The sequence below is a fragment of the Heliomicrobium sulfidophilum genome, from assembly GCF_057715735.1.
In genome coordinates this window covers 767,847-786,707 of the sequence record NZ_JBVTZZ010000004.1, presented here as the reverse complement: position 1 = coordinate 786,707, position 18,861 = coordinate 767,847, and the positions used below count along the sequence as shown (strand labels likewise).

The following is an 18,861-nucleotide window of genomic DNA, read 5'->3' as shown; positions in this document are numbered from 1 at the left end:
ACGGAAACCGGCTAGAATCCGAGCCCCGAGAGCACCTTGCGCAGTTCGCCGGCGCTGTGGCGCAGCAAACCTTCCTCATGGTCGCTCAGGGGCAGGTCGAGGATCCTTTCCCGGCCGCTGGCATTGACGAGGCTGGGCAGGCTGAGACAGACGTCGTTCATCCCGTATTGGCCTTCGATCAAGCTGGAAATCGTCAGCACCGAGTGCTCATCGCGCAGGATGGCCTCACAGATGCGACGGACAGCGAGGGCGATGGCATAGTAGGTGGCGCCCTTGCGTTCAATGATGTGGTAGGCGGCTGTCTTCGTCTCTTCGAAGAGCGCCTGCCGATCAAGGGGCGCCTTGCCGAAGAAATCGATGTGCTCCAGGTCAGCGCCGGCGATGTTGGCCAGGCTCCAGAGGGGCACCTCTGTGTCGCCATGTTCGCCGGCGATGTAGGCGTGCACATTGCGCACATCGACACCAAAATGGCGGCTGAGGGTGTAGCGAAGGCGGGAACTGTCGAGGACGGTGCCAGAACCGATGACTTGCCGCGGCGGCAAGCCGCTGACTTTAAGGGCCACGTAGGTCAGGATGTCGACAGGGTTGGCCACCATCAACAGGATGGCGTCAGGACAGTGCTTCATCAATTCAGGGATGGCTTGCTTGAGGATGGTTGCGTTTTTTTCAGCCAGGTCCAAACGCGTTTCTCCCGGTTTCTGATTGGCGCCGGCCGTAAAAATGACGATGCGCGATCCCTTGCAGTCGCTGTAATCGCCGGCAACCACTTCGACGGGGCTGACGAAGGAGACGCCGTGGCTGAGGTCCATGGCTTCCCCTTCCGCTTTCTTTTTATTGATGTCGACAAGAACCAGTTCCGAAGCGGTCGAGGCGCTGAGGAGGCCGAAAGCGGTGGCGGCGCCCACATGGCCTGTTCCGATGATAGAGACACGAACATCCATGGCAAAAGTTCACCTCGGACTTAGTATGCCCGGTTCCGGTTAGAGCCATCTTTATGTGCTTCAATCCTTCGCAACTCGGTCATCCCTTTGACCAGCAAGGTGAGCGTTTCGTTGACCGGTGTGGCGACGCCACAGCAGCGGCCTAAGCGCGCCACCGCTCCGTTGATGGCGTCAATCTCGGTGATTCGCCCCGACTCCATATCTCGGAGCATACTGGAGCGGTTGGCCGCTGTCGCAGCGGCAATCGCTTTCGCCTGGGCGACGGGATCAGGGCGGATGGTGACACCAACTGCCATCGCCACTGCGGCCGCTTCCGTCACAACCGCCTCCAACAGGCTCGTCAAGGCAGTCGACTTTAGGATTTCGCCGTTGGGGATAGCGGAGATGGCTGTCAGGGCATTGATGCCCACATTGACGAGCAGTTTGTCCCAGAGGAGGCTCGTTGCATTGTCGCTGGCTGTTGCATTCAGCCCGGCGCGGTTGAAGCGTTCCACGATCGCTTTAACACGAGATGATAGTGAAAATGCAAGTGGGGAGGAGCGGAAGGCTTCTTGCTCTCCCAGGTGGGTTTGTCCCCATCCCGTCAGCCGGACATGACCAGGCCCGACATAGAGAGCGCCGAAGGAACTGGTTCCCACCAGCACTCGTTCGGCGCCCCATCGTTCAGCAAGGATCTCGGCGTTGCCTAAGCCGTTTTGCAGGGTGAGCAGGGCGGTGTGGGGGGCCAGGAGCGGCCCCAGTTTTTCAGCAGCAGCGGCTGTGTCAGTCGACTTGACGAGGATGATCACCAGGTCAGCCGGACCGGCTTCTTCTGGGAGTGTAGTTGCCCGTAGAGGGATGGGCGTAAAGTTTTCAGGGTCCACCGAACCATCTATGCCATCTGGTCCGTTGGAACCGTGCGGTCCATTAGGTTTTTGCAGTCCTTCCAGGAGAAGACCCCTCTGATTTAAAAGCGCCACATGGTCTGCCTTGCGGTCGATGAGTGTCACATCGGCGCCGGAACGGGCCAGCAGGCCGCCGTAGAGACAGCCCATGGCCCCGGCGCCCAGGACGGCGATGCGCATCAGTAGAGCCCTTTCATCTCATCGTCCATGCCGAAGCTGTGCTCTGGACCGGGGAAGATGCCATCGGCCACCTCGCGGGCATAATCGGCGAGGGCGTCTCGGATGACGGGAGCGGTCTGGGCGTATTGTTTGACGAACTTGGGCACAAAGCGGTCGTAGATGCCGAGCAGGTCCTGGATGACGAGGACCTGGCCATCGCAGAAAGGACCGGCGCCGATGCCGATGGTCGGAATGGAAAGGCTGTTGGTGATCGTCCGGGCCAGACCGGCTGGGACGCATTCGATGACGATGCTGAAAGCGCCGGCCGCTTCCAGGGCCAGGGCGTCTTCCAGCATCTGCTGGGCCGCTTCCTCCGTCTTTCCTTGAACCTTGAAGCCACCCAGTTGGGCCGCCGTTTGCGGGGTAAGGCCGATATGGCCCATGACGGGGATGCCGGCGTCGACGAGGGCGCTCACCGTCGGGGCCAACCGCGCGCCTCCTTCGACCTTGACGGCTTCGATGCCGCCTTCCTTGAGCATGCGGTTGGCGTTGCGGATGGCGTCCTCTTTTGAGATGTTGTAGGCGCCGAAGGGCATGTCGGCCACGATGAGGGTTTTTGGGGCGCCGCGGACAACAGGCTTGCAGTGGTGAATCATCTCATCGAGGGTGACTGGGACGGTGCTGTCATAACCCAGGACAACCATCCCCAGAGAATCGCCGACGAGGATGATCTCGATGTCGCTCTCGTCGACAAGGCGCGCGAAAGGGTAGTCATAGGCGGTGATCATGCGCAGTCGTTTGCCTTGCTTCTTCATCTCTTTAAGCTGGGGCAGGGTGATCTTTTTGGCCAAAGCGATTCCTCCTGTTTGATATTCCTCTATGGGCGCCGTTGCTGGCGCCAAAATGCGCTGCCGCCCTTAAGGGTGGTCAGCCGCTTTCTATCTCTCCTCGCCAGCCGCCCATGCCGCCGTGGAAGTTTTTCACACCTGCGAAACCCTGTTTTTGGAGCGTCTGTACAGCCAGCCGGCTGCGTATGCCGCTAGCGCAGATGACGACGATCTGTTTCTGCCGGTGCGGCTCCAGTTCGGCTAGGCGAAATTTGAGCTCTTGGACCGGGATGTTGAGGGCGCCGGCGGGTCGGCGCTTTTGGTGTTCCCGCGCCGTACGCACATCCAGCAGGAGCGATTGCTCCCCTTTGGCGAGGATGCGCGCCGCCTCGTCATAGGTGATGTCTGCGGCGCTACCGCCGAAAAGATAGCGAGCAGCCAGCCAAAGGGCGATGGCGGCGAAAGCTGCCGTCAAGATCGGCTGTAGGAATTCCATCGCTGAGCCCCCCGTCTGCTTAGTCTTTCGGTCTTGCCGTTCTATTATCATTTATCGACAAGCCCCAATTTCCTCCAGTTTCTCCCTCAGGTGGATTGAATCGTCGAAAATCCGGGGATATAATGATAACGCTACGGGGAAAGGGGTAGGAATTGAGATGAATGAAGAAGTTCATGTCGAATATTTGCGGATTGAAATCCAAGAGAAGGTTTTCATCGATGTGGGAGAATATGTAGGCAAATGCAATCATGAAGCAGGCGGGCTGCTCTTGGGCGACGTTTTTTTTCAGGAGCGATCAGGCATCCTGGGCGCGCTCATCCGGGTGGATGCTTTTCTGCCGGCGCTGCATGCCGAACCGGTCCATACGAGCCTTAAATTTTCTGAAGCTGACTGGGACGAATGGGAGCGCCTGCGCAAGCTGGCTCCCAAACTGCAGGTTCTCGGCTGGGTGCACAGCCATCGCGGCTGCGGTCTCTTTTTCTCCGGACAGGATCTGACCAATCAGCAGGAACACTTCCCGCGCCCTTGGCACATCGGCTGGGTCGTCGATCCCCAGTCTGGCACCCATGGCTTCTACCGCTGGCGTAAAGGCGCCATGGTCGCCACGGAAGACTGGCAGGCGATTCAGGTCACTCGTTCCGCCCGCACCCAACCGGTTCCGCTCTACCCTCGTTCGTCACCGGCAGGTAAAAATCCTGCTGTTTCCAGCCCCGTTGCCGCTCAAGCCGCCCAAGGTGCCGTTCAGCCCTTTGCTCGCGCCGATGATCCCATGGTTCGAAAAGGGGGGGGGCCAACCAGCGTTGCGTCGAGATTTGACCGGCCTATCGAGGACACGGCGCGGCTCATGTACGCCCCTGCCGATGGGCAGGGGGATGTCTCCGCAGAAAAAGGAAAACCTGTCCTTGTCATCGATGATACGGCTGCCGGCTCAGCATTGCCTGCCATCACCAACGACCGCTTGCGCGGCGGCCGTGACCCCTTGAAGGATTCGCCGCCAGAGGCGCGGTTCCGAGGGTACCCGAGGGAGAGTTCCTGGAAGCGGGCCGCCATGACCATCGGCATGGGCATCATGATTTTCCTGGGTGCCGCCCTGGTAACGGTCGGCGTCTACACGCTGTGGTGGAAATAGCGGCGAGGCGATACGCTTTCTTAAGCTTGGATGTTTGTGAATATTTGAACAAATGGGCTTGTGCAGGAATTTCGTCAAGAGCGAACGAATACCCATCGAACACATGCTGTATCAGGCAGAATATCTGTCGCTGAAAAAGATCTATCGTGAGCAAAAAACCTTCTGAAACGCAAGACTTACTACAGGTAGGAGAATCACCGGATATGACTGGCATCGGATGTTCCCCTTTCGGCGAAATTCATACAGGTGGTGCATGAACTCATGATCGACCAGATCCCTGCCTTGCTCGCCGGCGAGCGACGTGTGGCGGCCAAGATGATCACCCTCGTGGAGAATGGGGGCCCCGAGAAACAGGAACTGTTAAAGGCGCTCTACCCCCATACGGGCAAAGCCTACATTGTCGGGATTACCGGGTCGCCGGGCGCTGGCAAATCGAGCCTGACCGACCGCCTGATCTCAGGCTTGCGCAAGCAGGGCAAGAAGGTCGGCGTCATCGCTGTCGATCCGACGAGCCCTTTTACCGGCGGCGCCATCCTCGGCGACCGCATCCGCATGAATGAGCACTACATGGATAAGGACGTCTTCATCCGCTCCATGGGTACCCGGGGCAGTTTGGGCGGTCTCGCTCGGGCGACCAAAGAGGTCCTCAAGGTTCTCGATGTCTTTGGCTGTGACTACATCATCGTCGAAACAGTCGGCGTCGGCCAGTCTGAGTTGGAGATCATGACGGCTGCTGACACAACGGTCGTCGTGCTCACCCCTGGCGCCGGCGACTCGATTCAAGCCATCAAGGCGGGCATCATGGAGATCGCCGATGTCTTCGCTGTTAACAAGGCTGACCTGGAAGGGGCTGACCGCGTCGTCACTGAGATCGAGGTTATGCTCGATCTGGGCGCCCGCACGCGACCCGGCGCTCAGGAATGGCGTCCTCCTGTTGTCCGGACGGTGGCCATGCGCGACAGCGGCATCGATCAACTGCTGGCGGCCATCCAAAAGCACCGCGATCACTTGGAGACGTCAGGCAAGCTCGCCGACGAACGCAAACAGCGGATCAAGCTGGAACTGCGGGAAGTGATCGAGCATCACATCAAGGACCTGATCCGGAATAAGGTGGAGAAAACAGGCGAGTGGGATCGGATCCTCGATGAGGTGATCCATCGCACCCTTGACCCGCACACGGCGGCGGAGCAGGTGCTCGACATCGGTTTGGCCTCCGGAAATCGGCAAGGCGAATAAAGGCGTCCTGTTTCGCCAATGGCCGAATCACCGCCATTGGCGGATTCTCATGGACAGCTTGCTTGACAAAGAGGGGCAAAATCCCTAAGATAAAGGGCAAATCCATCGGATAAAACGACGATGGGGAGGAGTACACCGTTTTATACCCTGCAGAGAGGCGACTCAGGGGATGAGCCCCTGGCTGAAAGGTCGTCGGGTGGCGCGGTGGAAGTCGCCCCGGAGTGCCGAAAGGTCGGTAGGACCCGTTATCGTCCCCCAAGAGCGCTTCTTCGACCGCTTTCATCAGCGGACGGAAGAACAAAGGTGGTACCGCGGAGCACTCCGTCCTTTGCCGGACGGGGTGTTTTTTGTTTTTTTGACACCGGGAAGAGTTTCCTGGGAAGTAGGAAAGCGGACCGATGGAAATTGACAGGAGGAATGAATCAAGTGAGTGAAGCGACATCTTCCGGCTTATCGAAAACGTATGATCCGAAACAGGTGGAAGCCAAATGGTATGAGTGGTGGAATGAGAAGGGCTTTTTTACGGCCGACGTAAAACAGGGAGGCAAAGCTTTCTCTATCGTCATGCCCCCGCCGAATGTGACCGGCAGCCTGCACTTGGGCCACGCTATGGACAACACCCTCCAGGACATCCTCTCGCGCTTCAAGCGGATGCAGGGTTACAACGTGCTTTGGGTCCCCGGCACAGATCATGCCGGCATCGCCACCCAGGCCAAGGTGGAAGAAGCCCTGGCCAAAGAAGGCGTCTCCAAGTACGATCTAGGCCGGGAAGCTTTTCTCGAACGGGTTTGGGACTGGAAGCACCAGTACGGCAATCGCATCACGACGCAACTGCGCACCCTCGGCTCCTCTTGCGACTGGACGCGGGAGCGCTTCACCATGGATGAGGGCTGTTCCGAGGCGGTCCAGGAGGTCTTTATCCGTCTCTACGAAAAAGGCTTGATCTACCGGGGGAACCGGATCATCAACTGGTGCCCTAAGTGCCAGACGACCATCTCCGATATCGAGGTAGAGCATGAGGAGCGCGGCGGCCACCTCTGGCACATCCGCTATCCTGTCCAGGGCGGTGACGGGGAAGTGGTCGTGGCGACGACCCGTCCCGAGACGATGCTTGGCGACACCGCCGTGGCTGTCCACCCCGACGATGACCGTTACAAGCACCTGATCGGCAAGATGGTTATCTTGCCCATCCTCAACCGGGCCATCCCCGTCATCGCCGACGCCTATGTCGACCCCGCCTTCGGCACTGGCGTCGTCAAGATCACCCCCGCTCATGATCCGAACGACTTTGAGGTGGGCCTCCGGCACAACCTGCCCCAGATCACCGTCATGACGAAGGAAGCAGTCATGAACGAGGAAGCCGGCCCCTACGCCGGATTGGACCGTTACGAATGCCGTAAGCGCATCGTCAAGGACCTGGAGGCTCAGGGCTATCTCGTCAAGGTGAACGATCATGTCCACGCGGTCGGCCAGTGTTACCGCTGTGACACCGTCGTCGAACCGATGGTGTCGCCCCAGTGGTTTGTCCGCATGAAACCCCTCGCCGAACCGGCCATGGAGGTCGTCAAGGATGGCCGGCTCAAGTTCGTGCCGGAACGGTTTACCAAGATCTACCTGGGATGGCTGGAAAACATCCGCGACTGGTGCATCTCGCGGCAGCTCTGGTGGGGCCACCGCATCCCTGTCTGGTATTGCGATGACTGCGACTACATCTACTGCGGCCGCGCCGAGGAGTTGCCCGAGGTCTGCCCCAAATGCGGCGCCAGCCACTTTGAGCAGGATCCCGATGTGCTCGACACCTGGTTCTCCTCGGGCCTTTGGCCTTTCTCGACGCTCGGCTGGCCGGAACAGACGCCGGAACTGGCCAAGTACTATCCCACATCGGTGCTCGTCACCGGCCGGGACATCATCTTCTTCTGGGTGGCCCGCATGGTCTTCATGGGACTGGAGTTCATGGGCGACGTGCCCTTCCGGGAGGTCTTCATCCACGGCCTGATCCTGGACGCCCAGGGGCGCAAGATGTCCAAGTCCCTCGGCAACGGCGTCGACCCCATCGAGATCATCGACCAGTTCGGCGCCGACACGCTGCGCTTCATGCTCGTCACCGGCAACACGCCCGGCAACGACATCCGCTTCCACTTCGAACGCTTGGAAGGGATCCGCAACTTCGCCAACAAGATCTGGAACGCCTCCCGCTTCGTTCTGATGAACCTGGAGGGCTTTGAGATCCACCAGCCCTGGGGCGAACTGACCCTGGCCGACCGATGGATCCTCTCGCGCTACAACCGCCTCATCGGCGAGACGACGGCGGCGCTGGAACAGTACGACCTGGGCGAGGCGGCCCGCCTGATCTACGAGTTCCTCTGGAACGAGTACTGCGACTGGTACATCGAACTGGCCAAACCGCGCCTTTATGGCAAGGAGGTGGGCGTCGCCGACGCTGCCGCCTCGCGCCAAACAGCCCAGAAGGTGCTCACTCATGTGCTGCGGGGCACCTTGCAACTGCTCCATCCCTTCATGCCCTTCCTGACAGAAGAGATCTGGCAGCAACTGCCTCACCATGGCGAATCGATCATGGTCGCTCCTTGGCCGGAGACAGAGCCGGAGCGCATCAACAGTTTAGTGGAAGAAGAGATGGCCCTGGTTATGGATGTCATCCGCGCCATCCGCAACATCCGCGCCGAGATGAACGTGGCGCCAGGCAAGCGAGCCGAGGTGATTCTGGTCAACGGCAGCGAGGAACACCGCCGGGTGCTGGCTCGGGGCGCCGCCTATATCCTCAACCTGGCCAGTGCCTCCGAGGTCGAAATCGAAGGGACCGGCTACGGTCAGCCGGAAGGGGCCGCGACGGCTATTGTCGGCGATACGGCTATCTACCTGCCCTTGAAGGGGCTCATCGACCTGACCAAGGAGATCGACCGTTTGACCAAGGAACTGCGGGCCGTTGAAGAGGAGGTTCGCCGCCTTGGCAGCAAATTGAGCAACGCCGGTTTTGTGGCCAAAGCGCCGGCTGAGGTGGTCGCCAAGGAGCGCGAGAAGGAAGGGGAAGCCCTCCGGAAAAAGGCCGCCTTGGAAGAGCGCCTGCGCACCCTCACATCGCTGGGAGCCTGATGGAGCAGAAAGTGAAGAATCGGGAAAAAATAGAGCGGGAGCAGCATGCTGCTCCCGCTGCCGCTTCAACGTGCGCCAAGAGGGCGCCTGGGCAAGAGGGGCGTCAGAGTGTCTCCTTTGAGGGGGCTATCGCTTACCTGAAAGACCTGACCAAGTTCGGCTTCAATTTCGGCCTGGGCCGCATCACCGAACTGTTGCGCCGCCTCGGCGACCCGCACCGCCAGGAGCGTCCCGCTTTTATTCATATCGGAGGCACCAACGGCAAAGGATCCACCTCTGTGATGACCGCCGCTGTCTTGCAGGCTGCCGGTCATCGTGTCGGCTTGTTCACATCGCCCCACCTGCACTGCTACACCGAGCGGACCCGCATCAACGGACAACCGATCCCGAAGGGGAAGATGGCGGCGCTGATCGCCGAACTCAAGCCCCACCTGGAGGCAATGGTGGCCGAAGGCTTCGAGCATCCCACCGAGTTTGAAGTCTGGACCGCTTTATCGCTGCTCTACTTCGCGCGCGAAGCGGTCGATGTGGTCGTCCTGGAGGTGGGCCTCGGCGGCGCCATCGATTCGACGAATGTGGTGACGCCCATCGTCGCCTGCATCACCAACGTCTCCTTCGATCACATGGACTACCTGGGAACGACGCTGAAGGAGATCGCCACCGTCAAAGCGGGGATCGCCAAGACCGGCGTCCCGCTGGTGACGGCCAGCGATGACGCGGATGTGCTGGAAGTGCTCCGGGAGGAGGCTCGGAGCGTTGGCGCGCCGGTGATCCAAGTCGTTCGCCGGGGGCTTTGTCTGACAGCAGCCGCCCCGGTCAAGTGGTATTCCGTCAATGGGCAGCCGGGGATTGTCGTCGAAGGCCGCCTCGATCTCTACGGTCCCCTCAGGCCTCCCTTGCTGGGCGGACATCAACAGGTGAATCTGGCCACCGCTGTCGCTGTGCTGGAAGCAGCGAAGGAGAAGGGGATTGATTGGCGAGCGGATCACCTGGAAGCGGGACTTCGCCACGTCGCCTGGCCGGGCCGCCTCGAACGGCTCGGACCCTTTTTGCTCGACGGCGCCCACAATGTGGCCGGCGCTCTCGCCTTGGCGGCGGCGCTTCAGGAGGAAGGGAAGAAGAAGCGCGTCTTCGTCCTGGGGATGCTGGCCGACAAAGAGCGGGAGCGGGTGGTGGACATTTTGGCCCCCCTGGCCAAGGCGATCGTCGTCACAAGGCCCAACAGCCCCCGCGCCGGTGAGTGGCAGGCCTTGGCGTCCTTGGCGGCCCGCCGTTGCGGGATCGTCACGACCGCGCCCGACATCGGCGAGGCCCTGGAGACCGCCCGGCTGCTGGCGCAGCGGCTGGAAGAAGCAGATGCGTTGGATGAGAAAGGGCCAGCATTGGAAGAGCCGCCAGATGACAAAGCCGAGGACAGGAGGAATCGGAACAGCGACAGGGCGAAGTCCGAGTTTTCGGCACCGATCGTCGTCACCGGTTCCCTGTACATGGTAGCAGAGGCGCGAGGAATCATTCTAACGAGCGAATTTAATCGAAGATTTGACGAAAAATGAGATGGTGGCTTCACCATCTCATTTTCTGCTGATATAATAGTTGAGGTGTGCGCGTAAAGATTTGATTATGGATGTTAGCATTTCGTAAAAAACAGGAAGAAGGGTTTAAACAACATGTTGCTGTCATTGAAGCCCCGGGAAGACAAGTTCTTCACGCTCCTGGAACAAAGCGCCCGCATTGTCCATCGCGGCTCTGCTGTCTTTCAATCGCTGATGAAGGATTACCAACTCCTCTCGGTCAAAATGGCCGAGATCACCGAGGTCGAACATGAAGGCGACGACATCACCGCCAACATCTCCGACCAACTCAACTCTACCTTCATCACGCCCATCGACCGGGAAGACATTTACACCTTGAGCAACCGGCTGGATGACATTCTCGATAACATTCACGGCACCATCGAGCGCATGCATCTCTACCAAACAGGCGAACCCTCCGAGGACTTGGTTGTGCTCGTCGACGTGCTGGCCGAGTCCACCCGTCTGCTTGTCTCCGCCTTTGAATCGATGCGCAACATCCGCAAGGAACAGGAAAAGATCATCGAAACCTGCGCCCGCATTAAGCAGTGCGAGAGCGACGGCGACCGCATCTACCGCCGCGGCATGGCCAAGCTCTTCAATGAGATCAATGAGCCCATCGAACTGATTAAATGGAAAGAGATCTGGGAACGGGTTGAAGACGCCATCGACAACTGCGAGCATGTGGCCAAGATCGTCAAAGGAGTCGCCCTCAAGAATGCCTAATACTGAAATTGTTGTCTTTGCTGTCGTCTTTTTAGCCCTCGCCTTTGACTATATCAATGGCTTTCACGATACGGCCAACGCCGTCGCCACATCAGTTTCCACGCGGGCCATCGCTCCGAACCACGCCGTCATGCTGGCGGCGGTGATGAACTTCGTGGGCGCCCTCTCGGGCACTGCCGTGGCCAAGACCATCGGCTCTGATATCGCCGACCCGGGTGCTGTCACGCTGTCCGTCATCCTGGCGGCCCTAGTCGGGGCGATCTTCTGGAACCTCCTCACCTGGTACTATGGCATCCCCTCATCCAGTTCCCATGCCTTGATCGGCGGCGTCATCGGCGCTGTCGTGGCTGGACAAGGCGTAGCCCATCTAAAGTGGGCCGGCATTAAAAAGATCGTCTTCATCCTCATCGCCTCTCCCATCGTCGGCCTCGTCGTCGGTTTCTTCATCATGACGGCCCTCTGGTGGTTGTCGCGCAAACAGACGCCGGGCCGGGTGAACCAGCGCTACCTGCGCTTGCAGATTCTGGCCGCGACGGCGGCTGCTTTTTCGCACGGTTCCAACGACGCCCAGAAGTCGATGGGCATCATCACCATGGCTCTCTTCAGCACCGGCATGATCGCCGCCTTTGAGGTGCCCAAGTGGGTCATCTTCGCCTGCGCCCTAGCTATGGCTCTCGGCACAGCGGTCGGTGGCTGGAAGATCATCCGCACCATGGGAGGCCGGATCGTCAAGCTGGAGCCGATCAATGGCTTTGCCGCCGACCTCAGTTCCTCCCTAGTGATTTACGGCGCTTCACTTTTTGGCATGCCTGTCAGTACCACACATGTTGTTTCTTCGTGTATAATGGGGGTAGGCTCGGCCAAACGCGTCTCTGCCGTCCGTTGGGTTGTAGCTAAGCGCATTGTGACGGCCTGGATTTTTACCATACCGGCGTCTGCCGCCGTGGCGGCTTTGTCTTACGTTGCGATCCACTGGTTAATCGGTATCTAGAAAGAAGGGATTTGGCGTGAAAACCCTGAAAATCCCCGAAGCCACAATCATCCGGTTGTCCATGTATTCCCGCTACCTGAGCCAGGTGGAAGCGCGGGGCGTACAAATGATTTCTTCGGGAGAGATCGCCGAAGGGGTGGGAGTCAGTCCCGCCCATGTCCGTAAGGATCTGGCCTATTTCGGGGAATTCGGCACACGCGGCGTCGGCTACAATGTCGACGAACTGCAACACCACATCTTGAACATCCTTCGTCTGAACCGGGAGTGGCGCGTCGTCATCGTCGGCGCCGGCCACCTGGGCTCCGCATTGGCCATGTACAGGGGCTTTGGGGAGCGAGGCTTTCACCTGGTCGGAATTTTTGACAGCGACCCGGCCAAGATCGGCAAGCAGTATGACGACATCACCGTGCAGCCCATTGAAGAACTGGCCAAGACGGTGAAGGAAAAGCAGGTGGGCATCGGCATCATCACTGTGCCAGCCACGGTCGCCCAAGAGGTGGCGGATATCCTTGTCGAATCCGGCGTAGACGCCCTCTTGAACTTCGCCCCCTGTGTCTTGAACCTGCCGCCCCGGGTCGAACTGCGCAACGTGGACCTGTCGGTGAACCTAGAGGTCTTGACCTTCAATTTGGGGTCGCGGGGGAAGCTGTAAACCAGGTCTGCTTTTTCGGTATTCTTTTTTGCTAAGGTAATAACCTGTTGCTCTACTTATTAGGTAGAAATAACAAGACTTGTTTGTATATTTTCTGATGGAACCGTTAACTTAGAAACAGAAGCGAGAGAAAGTTACCCCCTATGATAGTACGTGGCTACAATAGGGGGGTAACTTTTTTGCATTTTTAAAACCGGATAGATGCTGGAAAAGAATTATTCAAGAACTATGAAGATGCGGCATTAACGTATCTCTTTGTATACATTGAGGTTTTCATAATAATACATGCCTTTTCCTATTGCATTGCGACTTTTGAGACCAACTAACCCGCTAATGACCACACTATAATCGTCTTTTTTTTCTGCAATTATCCTATACGAATTTATAATGAAATTACTCGAATAATCATCTACTACATAAATAGATTCGGATTTTGGTTCCACATCGATGATACGATCGAAAAAACGACTAACGGTACATTTGACTCGTTTTACTGTCATTGAAAAAGTGATTTACAACCTTGCTTTCTAAAGTTTTTTTCTTTGCATCTTAAAAGCGCCCCATTCTCTTACGTTAATCTGCGTTGGTAATTCTATCGAAAATTTTATTTTCCTTCATGAGAGACCCGAAAAGCATTATGCATTTTGTGTAAACGTGTATCAAACGCCCTAAAAGTACTAAATTGCGCGCACTCGTGGGTGCAAAGAAGTGCTGTCTTTTCATAAAAAAACGATACAATGCCAAACTAAGGAATGACAGAATCGTGACAAAGGGGGAGCCCTAATACTATGTCCGATCCCTACGCCAAAGGCATGCTCCGCGTTCACCCCTATGCCAAGAAAAAAGACGTCGTCGGCGAACTGGTGGCGATCTTGGAAGGAAGGCTCGAGAACCGAGGCTTGCAGTTGATCAAGCCCATCTCCCGCGCCCTGGCTGAAGACGAGATCCACGAGATCATCGTCACCGACGAAGCGGACGCCGGCCCGGGGAAACAGGTCGATCGCATCGCCTATCTCGCTTTTTTTGAGGTGAAGGGGGGCGGCGTCATCGTCACCGGCGATCCCGTTTTTTTAAAAGGGAAGCTCCTCGGCCATATCGCCGGTTTTGATGAAACCCACATGCCCAACCACATCAACATCGTCATCAAGTCAGACGAGCGCCAGTCGGGCGTCTCCATCGGCGCCGAAATCGGCCAGCAACTGCTGATCAAAAGCCCCGATTGAATCGCCCCTGAATGACATCTCTGCTGAGCTAACTCCCGCCCCGACAAATGCTGAAAAAGCACATGATTTTCCCAGCCTCGGTGAAACTAGCGATGAGTTTCAAGTCATTCGCACATTCAGGAGGTGAAGGGATGTCCGTAGAAGCGAAACTGCAGGAGATGGGAATCACGTTGCCGGAAGCGCCCAAACCGGTGGCCGCCTACGTGCCGGCAGTCAAGGCCGGTGATTTCATCTACACGTCAGGGCAGATCCCCTTTGTCAACGGCGAGTTGAAATACAAGGGCAAGGTGGGCAAGGACCTGACAGCCGAAAAGGCTTATGAAGCAGCCAAGGTCTGCTGCCTGAACTGCCTCGGCGTGATCAAGGGGCAGGTGGGCGATCTCAACCAGGTCAAAAAGATCGTCAAAGTGACCGGCTTTGTCAACAGCGCGCCCGGCTTTCAGGGCCAGCCTGGCGTCATCAACGGCGCTTCGGAACTGCTGGGCCAAGTCTTCGGCGACAAAGGGCAGCACGCCCGCTCCGCCGTCGGGGTGAACGAGCTGCCCCTCGACGCCGCTGTGGAAGTGGAGATGATCGTCCAGGTTTGAACCATGTTGCCCATGCCTAGCGGAGGATGCAATACGCAAGCCCATGTAAGACAAGGAGGCCCCTGATTTGACGACAACCCTGAAATACAAGTACCAGTTGTACCGCCACCTGCAAGCCAGCATCCCCCAGATCTACGCTGAAGCCAAGAAAGCAGCCGATGAGATCGGCATCCCGCCGCACCTGCGCGGTAAATTCGGCCTCACCGGCGCCATCTCGGGGTGCCCGGCGCCGCTGCGCCGCGACATCGCCGAGGCGACCGAAAAGGGCGGGAGGGAAGTCATCCCCCTGGCCAAGCTCGTCGACGAACTGCGGGAGATCGTCAAGGATGTCTACGGCGACGAGTGGGAGCCCGTGCCGACGAGCACTTGCGAGGCGGCCCTCTGGCTCTGCTTTGACACCCTGATGACGCCGCCCAACCTGGGCCGCGGCGACAACTACCGCGCCCGCTACATCTGCCCCTATGAAAAGCACATGCACCATCAAGCCGCTTACGGCCGGCCCTTTCCGCCCAAGTACAAGGACATCTACGCCGACCGAGGCACCACTGCCGGCGAGCTTGGATTTTACGGCAAACGGCAGAACAACTTCGACACGGTCATTGTGCCGCTCGTCGGCGCCCAGTATCCTGTTCACGGCATCAAAGCCCATCCCGTCCCGCTGCTCACCGAGGTCGACCCCGAGGCATCCATCGAACAGATGGCCCTCGCCGCCGAGGTGCATGCCCCCTTCCTGACCGGCTTCGCTTCTCTCGGCTATGATACTCCCGGTTACGGCTACGGTGTCAAGGACGAGGATGGAGCGCCGCTTTTGATGAAGCGCATCGGCGAACTGGCCCACGAGTACAATGTGCCCTACCTGATCGACAACGCCTGGGGCATCCCCTTCGTTGGCACCGACCCTCGCAAGGTTAACGCCGACGTGATCACCTATGCCATGGACAAAGCCTCTGGCGCCGCCACCTCCGGCCTGGTCATCGGCCGCGAGGATGTGATGACTCATATCCGCCGAGCCATGGGCATGCACGGCGACCGCTGGGGAACGACGGCCTCCTATGGCAAGGCCGCTTATGTCACCTTCGACCCCGGTAAGGAGGCCTTGCTCAGCCAGGTGCAGACCCTGCGGGTCTTGCGGGACAAGCCGGAGATCCTGACCAAGCCTGTCGACGACATGGAACGGATCGTCAACGACGAGTTCGACAAGATCCATCCGAACATCAAAAAAGGCCTCAAGATCAGCAAGTCCTACAACTCTCAGGCTGTCGAGGTCAACTATGAAGGCACCTGGAAGGAAGGCGGTCTCGGCCTGCCCATCTTCGCCATCGAAGACATGTACGCCGGCAGCAACATCCTGCAGTCCGGCCTTGCTCAGATGGGCGTCATCCCGACCATCGCCTATGACGCCAACGTCTACATCTCGCCCGGCCTGGGCACGACCGACGATGACGGCCAGATCATCGAAGAGAACATGCGCTTCGCCGTCCGCGCCCTCGTCCGCCTGATGGAGATCACCGCCCGCTATGCCGGCATGATTTGATCGAAAGCTGTACGATGAAAACCGGCAAGCAAAGCATTCGCAGCGAAAAATCCGTCAGGGAAAGCGAGGTGGCGAACCAATGCCGAAGGTAGTCGTAGTCGGCGGCGGCTGGGCCGGCTGCGCTGCGGCGATTGCGGCGGCCAAGGCGGGCGCCGAGGTGGCCCTGCTGGAACGGACGGACATGTTCCTGGGGACCGGCCTCGTTGGCGGGATCATGCGCAACAATGGCCGCTTCACCGCCACTGAGGAAATGCTGGCCATGGGCGGCGGCGATCTCTTCGAGGTCACCGATGAAGTCTCCCGACACAAAAACATCGAGTTCCCCGGCCACAAGCACGCCAGCCTCTATGATGTGGCCAAGGTGGAGCCCGCTGTCCGCCGGCGGCTCGCCAAATACCCCAACATCCACTTCCGCACACTCGCTCGTGTGCGCGACATCACCATGCAGGGATCGCGCATCACTGGCGTTGTGATCGATGAGACTGATGAAATCACTGGTGATGTCTTCGTTGACGCCAGTGGCACGGCGGGACCCCAGGGCAACTGTGGCAAGTACGGCAACGGCTGTGTCATGTGCATCTACCGTTGCCCTACCTTCGGGGGGCGCGTCTCCATCGCCGGCAAGGCGGGCGTTAAAGAGGTCGTCGGCAAAAAGGCCGACGGCAGCTTCGGCGCCATGTCCGGCTCCTGCAAGCTGCACAAGGATTCCATCTGCGACGACATCGTGGACACCCTGAATAAAAGGGGCGTCGCCGTCGTCGCCATCCCCGAGGAACTGCGCAAGGAGGACGCCCTTTCCCAGAAAGCCTGCCAACAGTACGCCCTCAAGGAGTTCGCAGAAAACATCATCCTCCTCGACACGGGCCACGCCAAACTCATGTCGCCCTATTATCCCTTGGACAAGCTGCGCCACATCCCGGGGTTCGAGAACGCCCGCTTTGAAGACCCCTACTCCGGCGGGATCGGCAACTCCATGCGCTATGTGGGCATGTGCCCCCGGGACAACACGTTGAAGGTCAAAGGCGATGCAGAGAACCTCTTTTGCGCCGGCGAAAAGGCGGGACTCTTGGTGGGACACACGGAGGCCATCGTCACGGGCGCTCTGGCTGGTCATAACGCCGTCCGCTTCGCCCTGCAAAAACCGCTCCTCGAACTGCCGCCCTCCCTTGCTGTCGGCGACGCCATTGCTCATGTGAACGAGCAGATGCAGACCGAGGAGGGACTGACGAAAAAGTACACCTTCTCCGGCTCCGTCTATTTTCAACGGATGAAGGAACAAGGGCTCTACTCGACCGATATCAACGCCATCCGGCAGCGGGTGGAAGCGGCCGGCTTGACTGGCGTCATGGAACGGCCGGTCTCTTAGGAGGTGGTCGCAGTTGGTTACCCTCACAACACTTCACTGGGTTTTCCTGTTCTACGTGCTGGTGGTCATCGTCGTCATGGGCTTGCGCCGTGACCCCCTGATCCCCTGCCTTATTGGCATCCTGCATATCGGCTGGATGTACACCGGAGGATTAGGCGGCGCCATTCAAGCTGTTTTTAACGCCCTTGTCGTCGCCGGCATTGAGTTTCTTGGGATCATCGTGGTCATCTCGCTGATCGTGGCCATGTCCAAAGTGCTCACCGAACTGGGCGCTGACTACCTGATCATGCGACCAGCGGCCAAACTGATGGTCAATGCCGACGTGGCTTTCTGGATCCTCGGCTTTGCCATGCTGATCGTATCCTGGTTCGTCTGGCCTTCCCCCGCAGTGGCACTGATTGGCGGCATCATGCTGCCCATCGCCGTTCGGGCCGGACTGCCAGCCATGGGGGCGGCCATGGCCATGAACATCTTCGGTCACGGCATTGCCCTGTCCAGCGACTACGTCATTCAGGGCGCCCCGACGATTACGGCCAAGGCGGCTGGGATAACGTCAGGTGAGGTGGTCTCCGCTTCCATCCCGCTGGTGGTAGTCATGGGCGTTGTCACATCGGTCATCGCCTTCATCCTCGTTCGCCGGGACATTGCGGCCAACCGGGCAGCTCATGACAAAGAGCGGTTGCAGTACGAGAATAAAAACCAAAAGCAGGAGATCACAAGCCTATCCTATGTGTTTGCCTTCCTCGTTCCCATCGCCTTCATCGCCGACGTCTGGGCCATGCTCACCTATGACCTCAAAGGCGGCGACGCCACGGCCCTCGTCGGCGGAACGGCGGCGCTGCTGCTGGCCTTCGGATCGGTGCTCAAGTATGGTGTAGAGTCATTGGAGAAGATCACCGATTTTGTCCGGGACGGGTTCATGTTCGGGATCAAGATTTTTGCCCCTGTGATCATTATCGGCGGCTTCTTCTTCCTCGGTAAGGGCGAACTCTCCCAGCAGATCCTCGGCAAGGGAGCGCCCGGCTTCCTGGAGGATGTGGGTCTGGCCCTGTCCAACGCCGTCCCGCTGAACAAGGCGGCTGTGGCTGTGATCGAACTGGCGGCGGGGATGATCGTCGGCCTGGATGGCTCCGGATTCTCGCCGCTTCCCCTGGTCGGTTCCATCGCTGCGACCTTCAAAACGGCTCTCCCCGATCTGAATGTGGCTGTGCTGGCCGCCCTCGGCCAGATCGCGGGTGTGTGGACCGGCGGCGGCACCATCATCCCCTGGGGCTTGATCCCTGTGGCGGCCATCGCGGGCGTCAACCCGATCGAACTGGCCCGCCGCAACTTCATCCCCGTCATCTCGGGCTTGGCAGTGACGACGATCGTCGCCATCCTGCTGATGTAGGCGGGGGAATTTGATCGGCCCTATATGTCATCGGGTTC

General features: G+C 58.8%; 16 protein-coding genes. 12 read left to right on the top strand and 4 right to left on the bottom strand.

The window, feature by feature from the left end; translation table 11 throughout:
* Positions 1–11: 11 nt before the first annotated feature.
* The 4 genes from AC0CW1_RS05430 to AC0CW1_RS05415 all read right to left on the bottom strand — a co-directional run bounded on the left by AC0CW1_RS05430 (position 12) and on the right by AC0CW1_RS05415 (position 3,307).
* On the bottom strand, positions 12–941 hold the full coding sequence (locus tag AC0CW1_RS05430) for an L-lactate dehydrogenase (protein WP_488182027.1): 930 nt from the start codon (positions 939–941) through the stop codon (positions 12–14).
* A 20-nt stretch (positions 942–961) separates the two neighbouring features.
* Positions 962–2,005 carry a ketopantoate reductase family protein gene (locus AC0CW1_RS05425; RefSeq protein ID WP_488182025.1) on the bottom strand — a complete coding sequence of 348 codons (1,044 nt, stop codon included), beginning with the start codon at positions 2,003–2,005 and terminating at the stop codon, positions 962–964.
* Positions 2,005–2,835: a 3-methyl-2-oxobutanoate hydroxymethyltransferase gene (gene panB, locus AC0CW1_RS05420; protein WP_488182024.1), complete on the bottom strand. Its 831-nt coding sequence runs from the start codon at positions 2,833–2,835 to the stop codon at positions 2,005–2,007. Before panB ends, AC0CW1_RS05425 begins: the two co-directional genes overlap by 1 nt.
* A 76-nt stretch (positions 2,836–2,911) precedes the next feature.
* Entirely contained in the window at positions 2,912–3,307 is a 396-nt protein-coding gene (locus tag AC0CW1_RS05415; protein WP_488182023.1) for a rhodanese-like domain-containing protein, read from the bottom strand.
* A 157-nt stretch (positions 3,308–3,464) separates the two neighbouring features.
* On the opposite strand from AC0CW1_RS05415, the gene AC0CW1_RS05410 reads away from it, so the two are divergent.
* From AC0CW1_RS05410 to AC0CW1_RS05355, 12 genes are all read left to right on the top strand, one after another.
* The gene (locus AC0CW1_RS05410; RefSeq protein WP_488182022.1) at positions 3,465–4,436 is read left to right on the top strand and encodes a hypothetical protein; all 972 of its coding nucleotides are present in this window, start codon (positions 3,465–3,467) and stop codon (positions 4,434–4,436) included.
* Positions 4,437–4,697: 261 nt separating this feature from the next.
* Complete coding sequence (gene meaB, locus AC0CW1_RS05405; RefSeq protein ID WP_488182021.1) at positions 4,698–5,672, top strand: methylmalonyl Co-A mutase-associated GTPase MeaB; 975 nt, start codon at positions 4,698–4,700, stop codon at positions 5,670–5,672.
* 417 nt (positions 5,673–6,089) lie between these two features.
* Positions 6,090–8,783, top strand: a complete 2,694-nt coding sequence (locus AC0CW1_RS05400) for a valine--tRNA ligase (RefSeq protein ID WP_488182020.1) — start codon at positions 6,090–6,092, stop codon at positions 8,781–8,783.
* Positions 8,783–10,336 carry a bifunctional folylpolyglutamate synthase/dihydrofolate synthase gene (locus AC0CW1_RS05395; RefSeq protein WP_488182019.1) on the top strand — a complete coding sequence of 518 codons (1,554 nt, stop codon included), beginning with the start codon at positions 8,783–8,785 and terminating at the stop codon, positions 10,334–10,336. The genes AC0CW1_RS05400 and AC0CW1_RS05395 overlap by 1 nt, the downstream gene beginning before the upstream one ends.
* Before the next feature lie 114 nt (positions 10,337–10,450).
* Positions 10,451–11,080: a DUF47 domain-containing protein gene (locus tag AC0CW1_RS05390; RefSeq protein WP_488182018.1), complete on the top strand. Its 630-nt coding sequence runs from the start codon at positions 10,451–10,453 to the stop codon at positions 11,078–11,080.
* Positions 11,073–12,071: an anion permease gene (locus tag AC0CW1_RS05385; protein WP_488182017.1), complete on the top strand. Its 999-nt coding sequence runs from the start codon at positions 11,073–11,075 to the stop codon at positions 12,069–12,071. The genes AC0CW1_RS05390 and AC0CW1_RS05385 overlap by 8 nt, the downstream gene beginning before the upstream one ends.
* Before the next feature lie 16 nt (positions 12,072–12,087).
* Positions 12,088–12,723, top strand: coding sequence for a redox-sensing transcriptional repressor Rex (locus AC0CW1_RS05380; RefSeq protein WP_488182016.1), 636 nt, complete (start codon positions 12,088–12,090; stop codon positions 12,721–12,723).
* A 788-nt stretch (positions 12,724–13,511) separates the two neighbouring features.
* The gene (locus AC0CW1_RS05375) at positions 13,512–13,946 is read left to right on the top strand and encodes a DUF6917 domain-containing protein (protein ID WP_488182015.1); all 435 of its coding nucleotides are present in this window, start codon (positions 13,512–13,514) and stop codon (positions 13,944–13,946) included.
* Between the two features lie 131 nt (positions 13,947–14,077).
* Positions 14,078–14,533, top strand: a complete 456-nt coding sequence (locus AC0CW1_RS05370; RefSeq protein ID WP_488182014.1) for a RidA family protein — start codon at positions 14,078–14,080, stop codon at positions 14,531–14,533.
* A gap of 67 nt (positions 14,534–14,600) precedes the next feature.
* On the top strand, positions 14,601–16,067 hold the full coding sequence (locus AC0CW1_RS05365) for a hypothetical protein (RefSeq protein ID WP_488182013.1): 1,467 nt from the start codon (positions 14,601–14,603) through the stop codon (positions 16,065–16,067).
* A 79-nt stretch (positions 16,068–16,146) separates the two neighbouring features.
* Positions 16,147–17,433 carry an FAD-dependent oxidoreductase gene (locus AC0CW1_RS05360; protein ID WP_488182012.1) on the top strand — a complete coding sequence of 429 codons (1,287 nt, stop codon included), beginning with the start codon at positions 16,147–16,149 and terminating at the stop codon, positions 17,431–17,433.
* Between the two features lie 13 nt (positions 17,434–17,446).
* Positions 17,447–18,823 (top strand): hypothetical protein, encoded by a 1,377-nt coding sequence (locus AC0CW1_RS05355; RefSeq protein ID WP_488182011.1) that lies wholly within the window; start codon positions 17,447–17,449, stop codon positions 18,821–18,823.
* The last annotated feature ends 38 nt before the right edge of the window (positions 18,824–18,861 follow it).

What these genes read in the sequence shown, in the direction of transcription:
- AC0CW1_RS05430 (WP_488182027.1), bottom strand. Translation starts at nt 941, where the DNA reads ATGGATGTTCGTGTCTCTATCATCGGAACAGGCCATGTGGGCGCCGCC.
- AC0CW1_RS05425 (WP_488182025.1), bottom strand. Translation starts at nt 2,005, where the DNA reads ATGCGCATCGCCGTCCTGGGCGCCGGGGCCATGGGCTGTCTCTACGGC.
- AC0CW1_RS05415 (WP_488182023.1), bottom strand. Translation starts at nt 3,307, where the DNA reads ATGGAATTCCTACAGCCGATCTTGACGGCAGCTTTCGCCGCCATCGCC.
- AC0CW1_RS05410 (WP_488182022.1), top strand. Translation starts at nt 3,465, where the DNA reads ATGAATGAAGAAGTTCATGTCGAATATTTGCGGATTGAAATCCAAGAG.
- meaB (WP_488182021.1), top strand. Translation starts at nt 4,698, where the DNA reads ATGATCGACCAGATCCCTGCCTTGCTCGCCGGCGAGCGACGTGTGGCG.
- AC0CW1_RS05400 (WP_488182020.1), top strand. Translation starts at nt 6,090, where the DNA reads ATGAATCAAGTGAGTGAAGCGACATCTTCCGGCTTATCGAAAACGTAT.
- AC0CW1_RS05395 (WP_488182019.1), top strand. Translation starts at nt 8,783, where the DNA reads ATGGAGCAGAAAGTGAAGAATCGGGAAAAAATAGAGCGGGAGCAGCAT.
- AC0CW1_RS05390 (WP_488182018.1), top strand. Translation starts at nt 10,451, where the DNA reads ATGTTGCTGTCATTGAAGCCCCGGGAAGACAAGTTCTTCACGCTCCTG.
- AC0CW1_RS05385 (WP_488182017.1), top strand. Translation starts at nt 11,073, where the DNA reads ATGCCTAATACTGAAATTGTTGTCTTTGCTGTCGTCTTTTTAGCCCTC.
- AC0CW1_RS05375 (WP_488182015.1), top strand. Translation starts at nt 13,512, where the DNA reads ATGTCCGATCCCTACGCCAAAGGCATGCTCCGCGTTCACCCCTATGCC.
- AC0CW1_RS05370 (WP_488182014.1), top strand. Translation starts at nt 14,078, where the DNA reads ATGTCCGTAGAAGCGAAACTGCAGGAGATGGGAATCACGTTGCCGGAA.
- AC0CW1_RS05360 (WP_488182012.1), top strand. Translation starts at nt 16,147, where the DNA reads ATGCCGAAGGTAGTCGTAGTCGGCGGCGGCTGGGCCGGCTGCGCTGCG.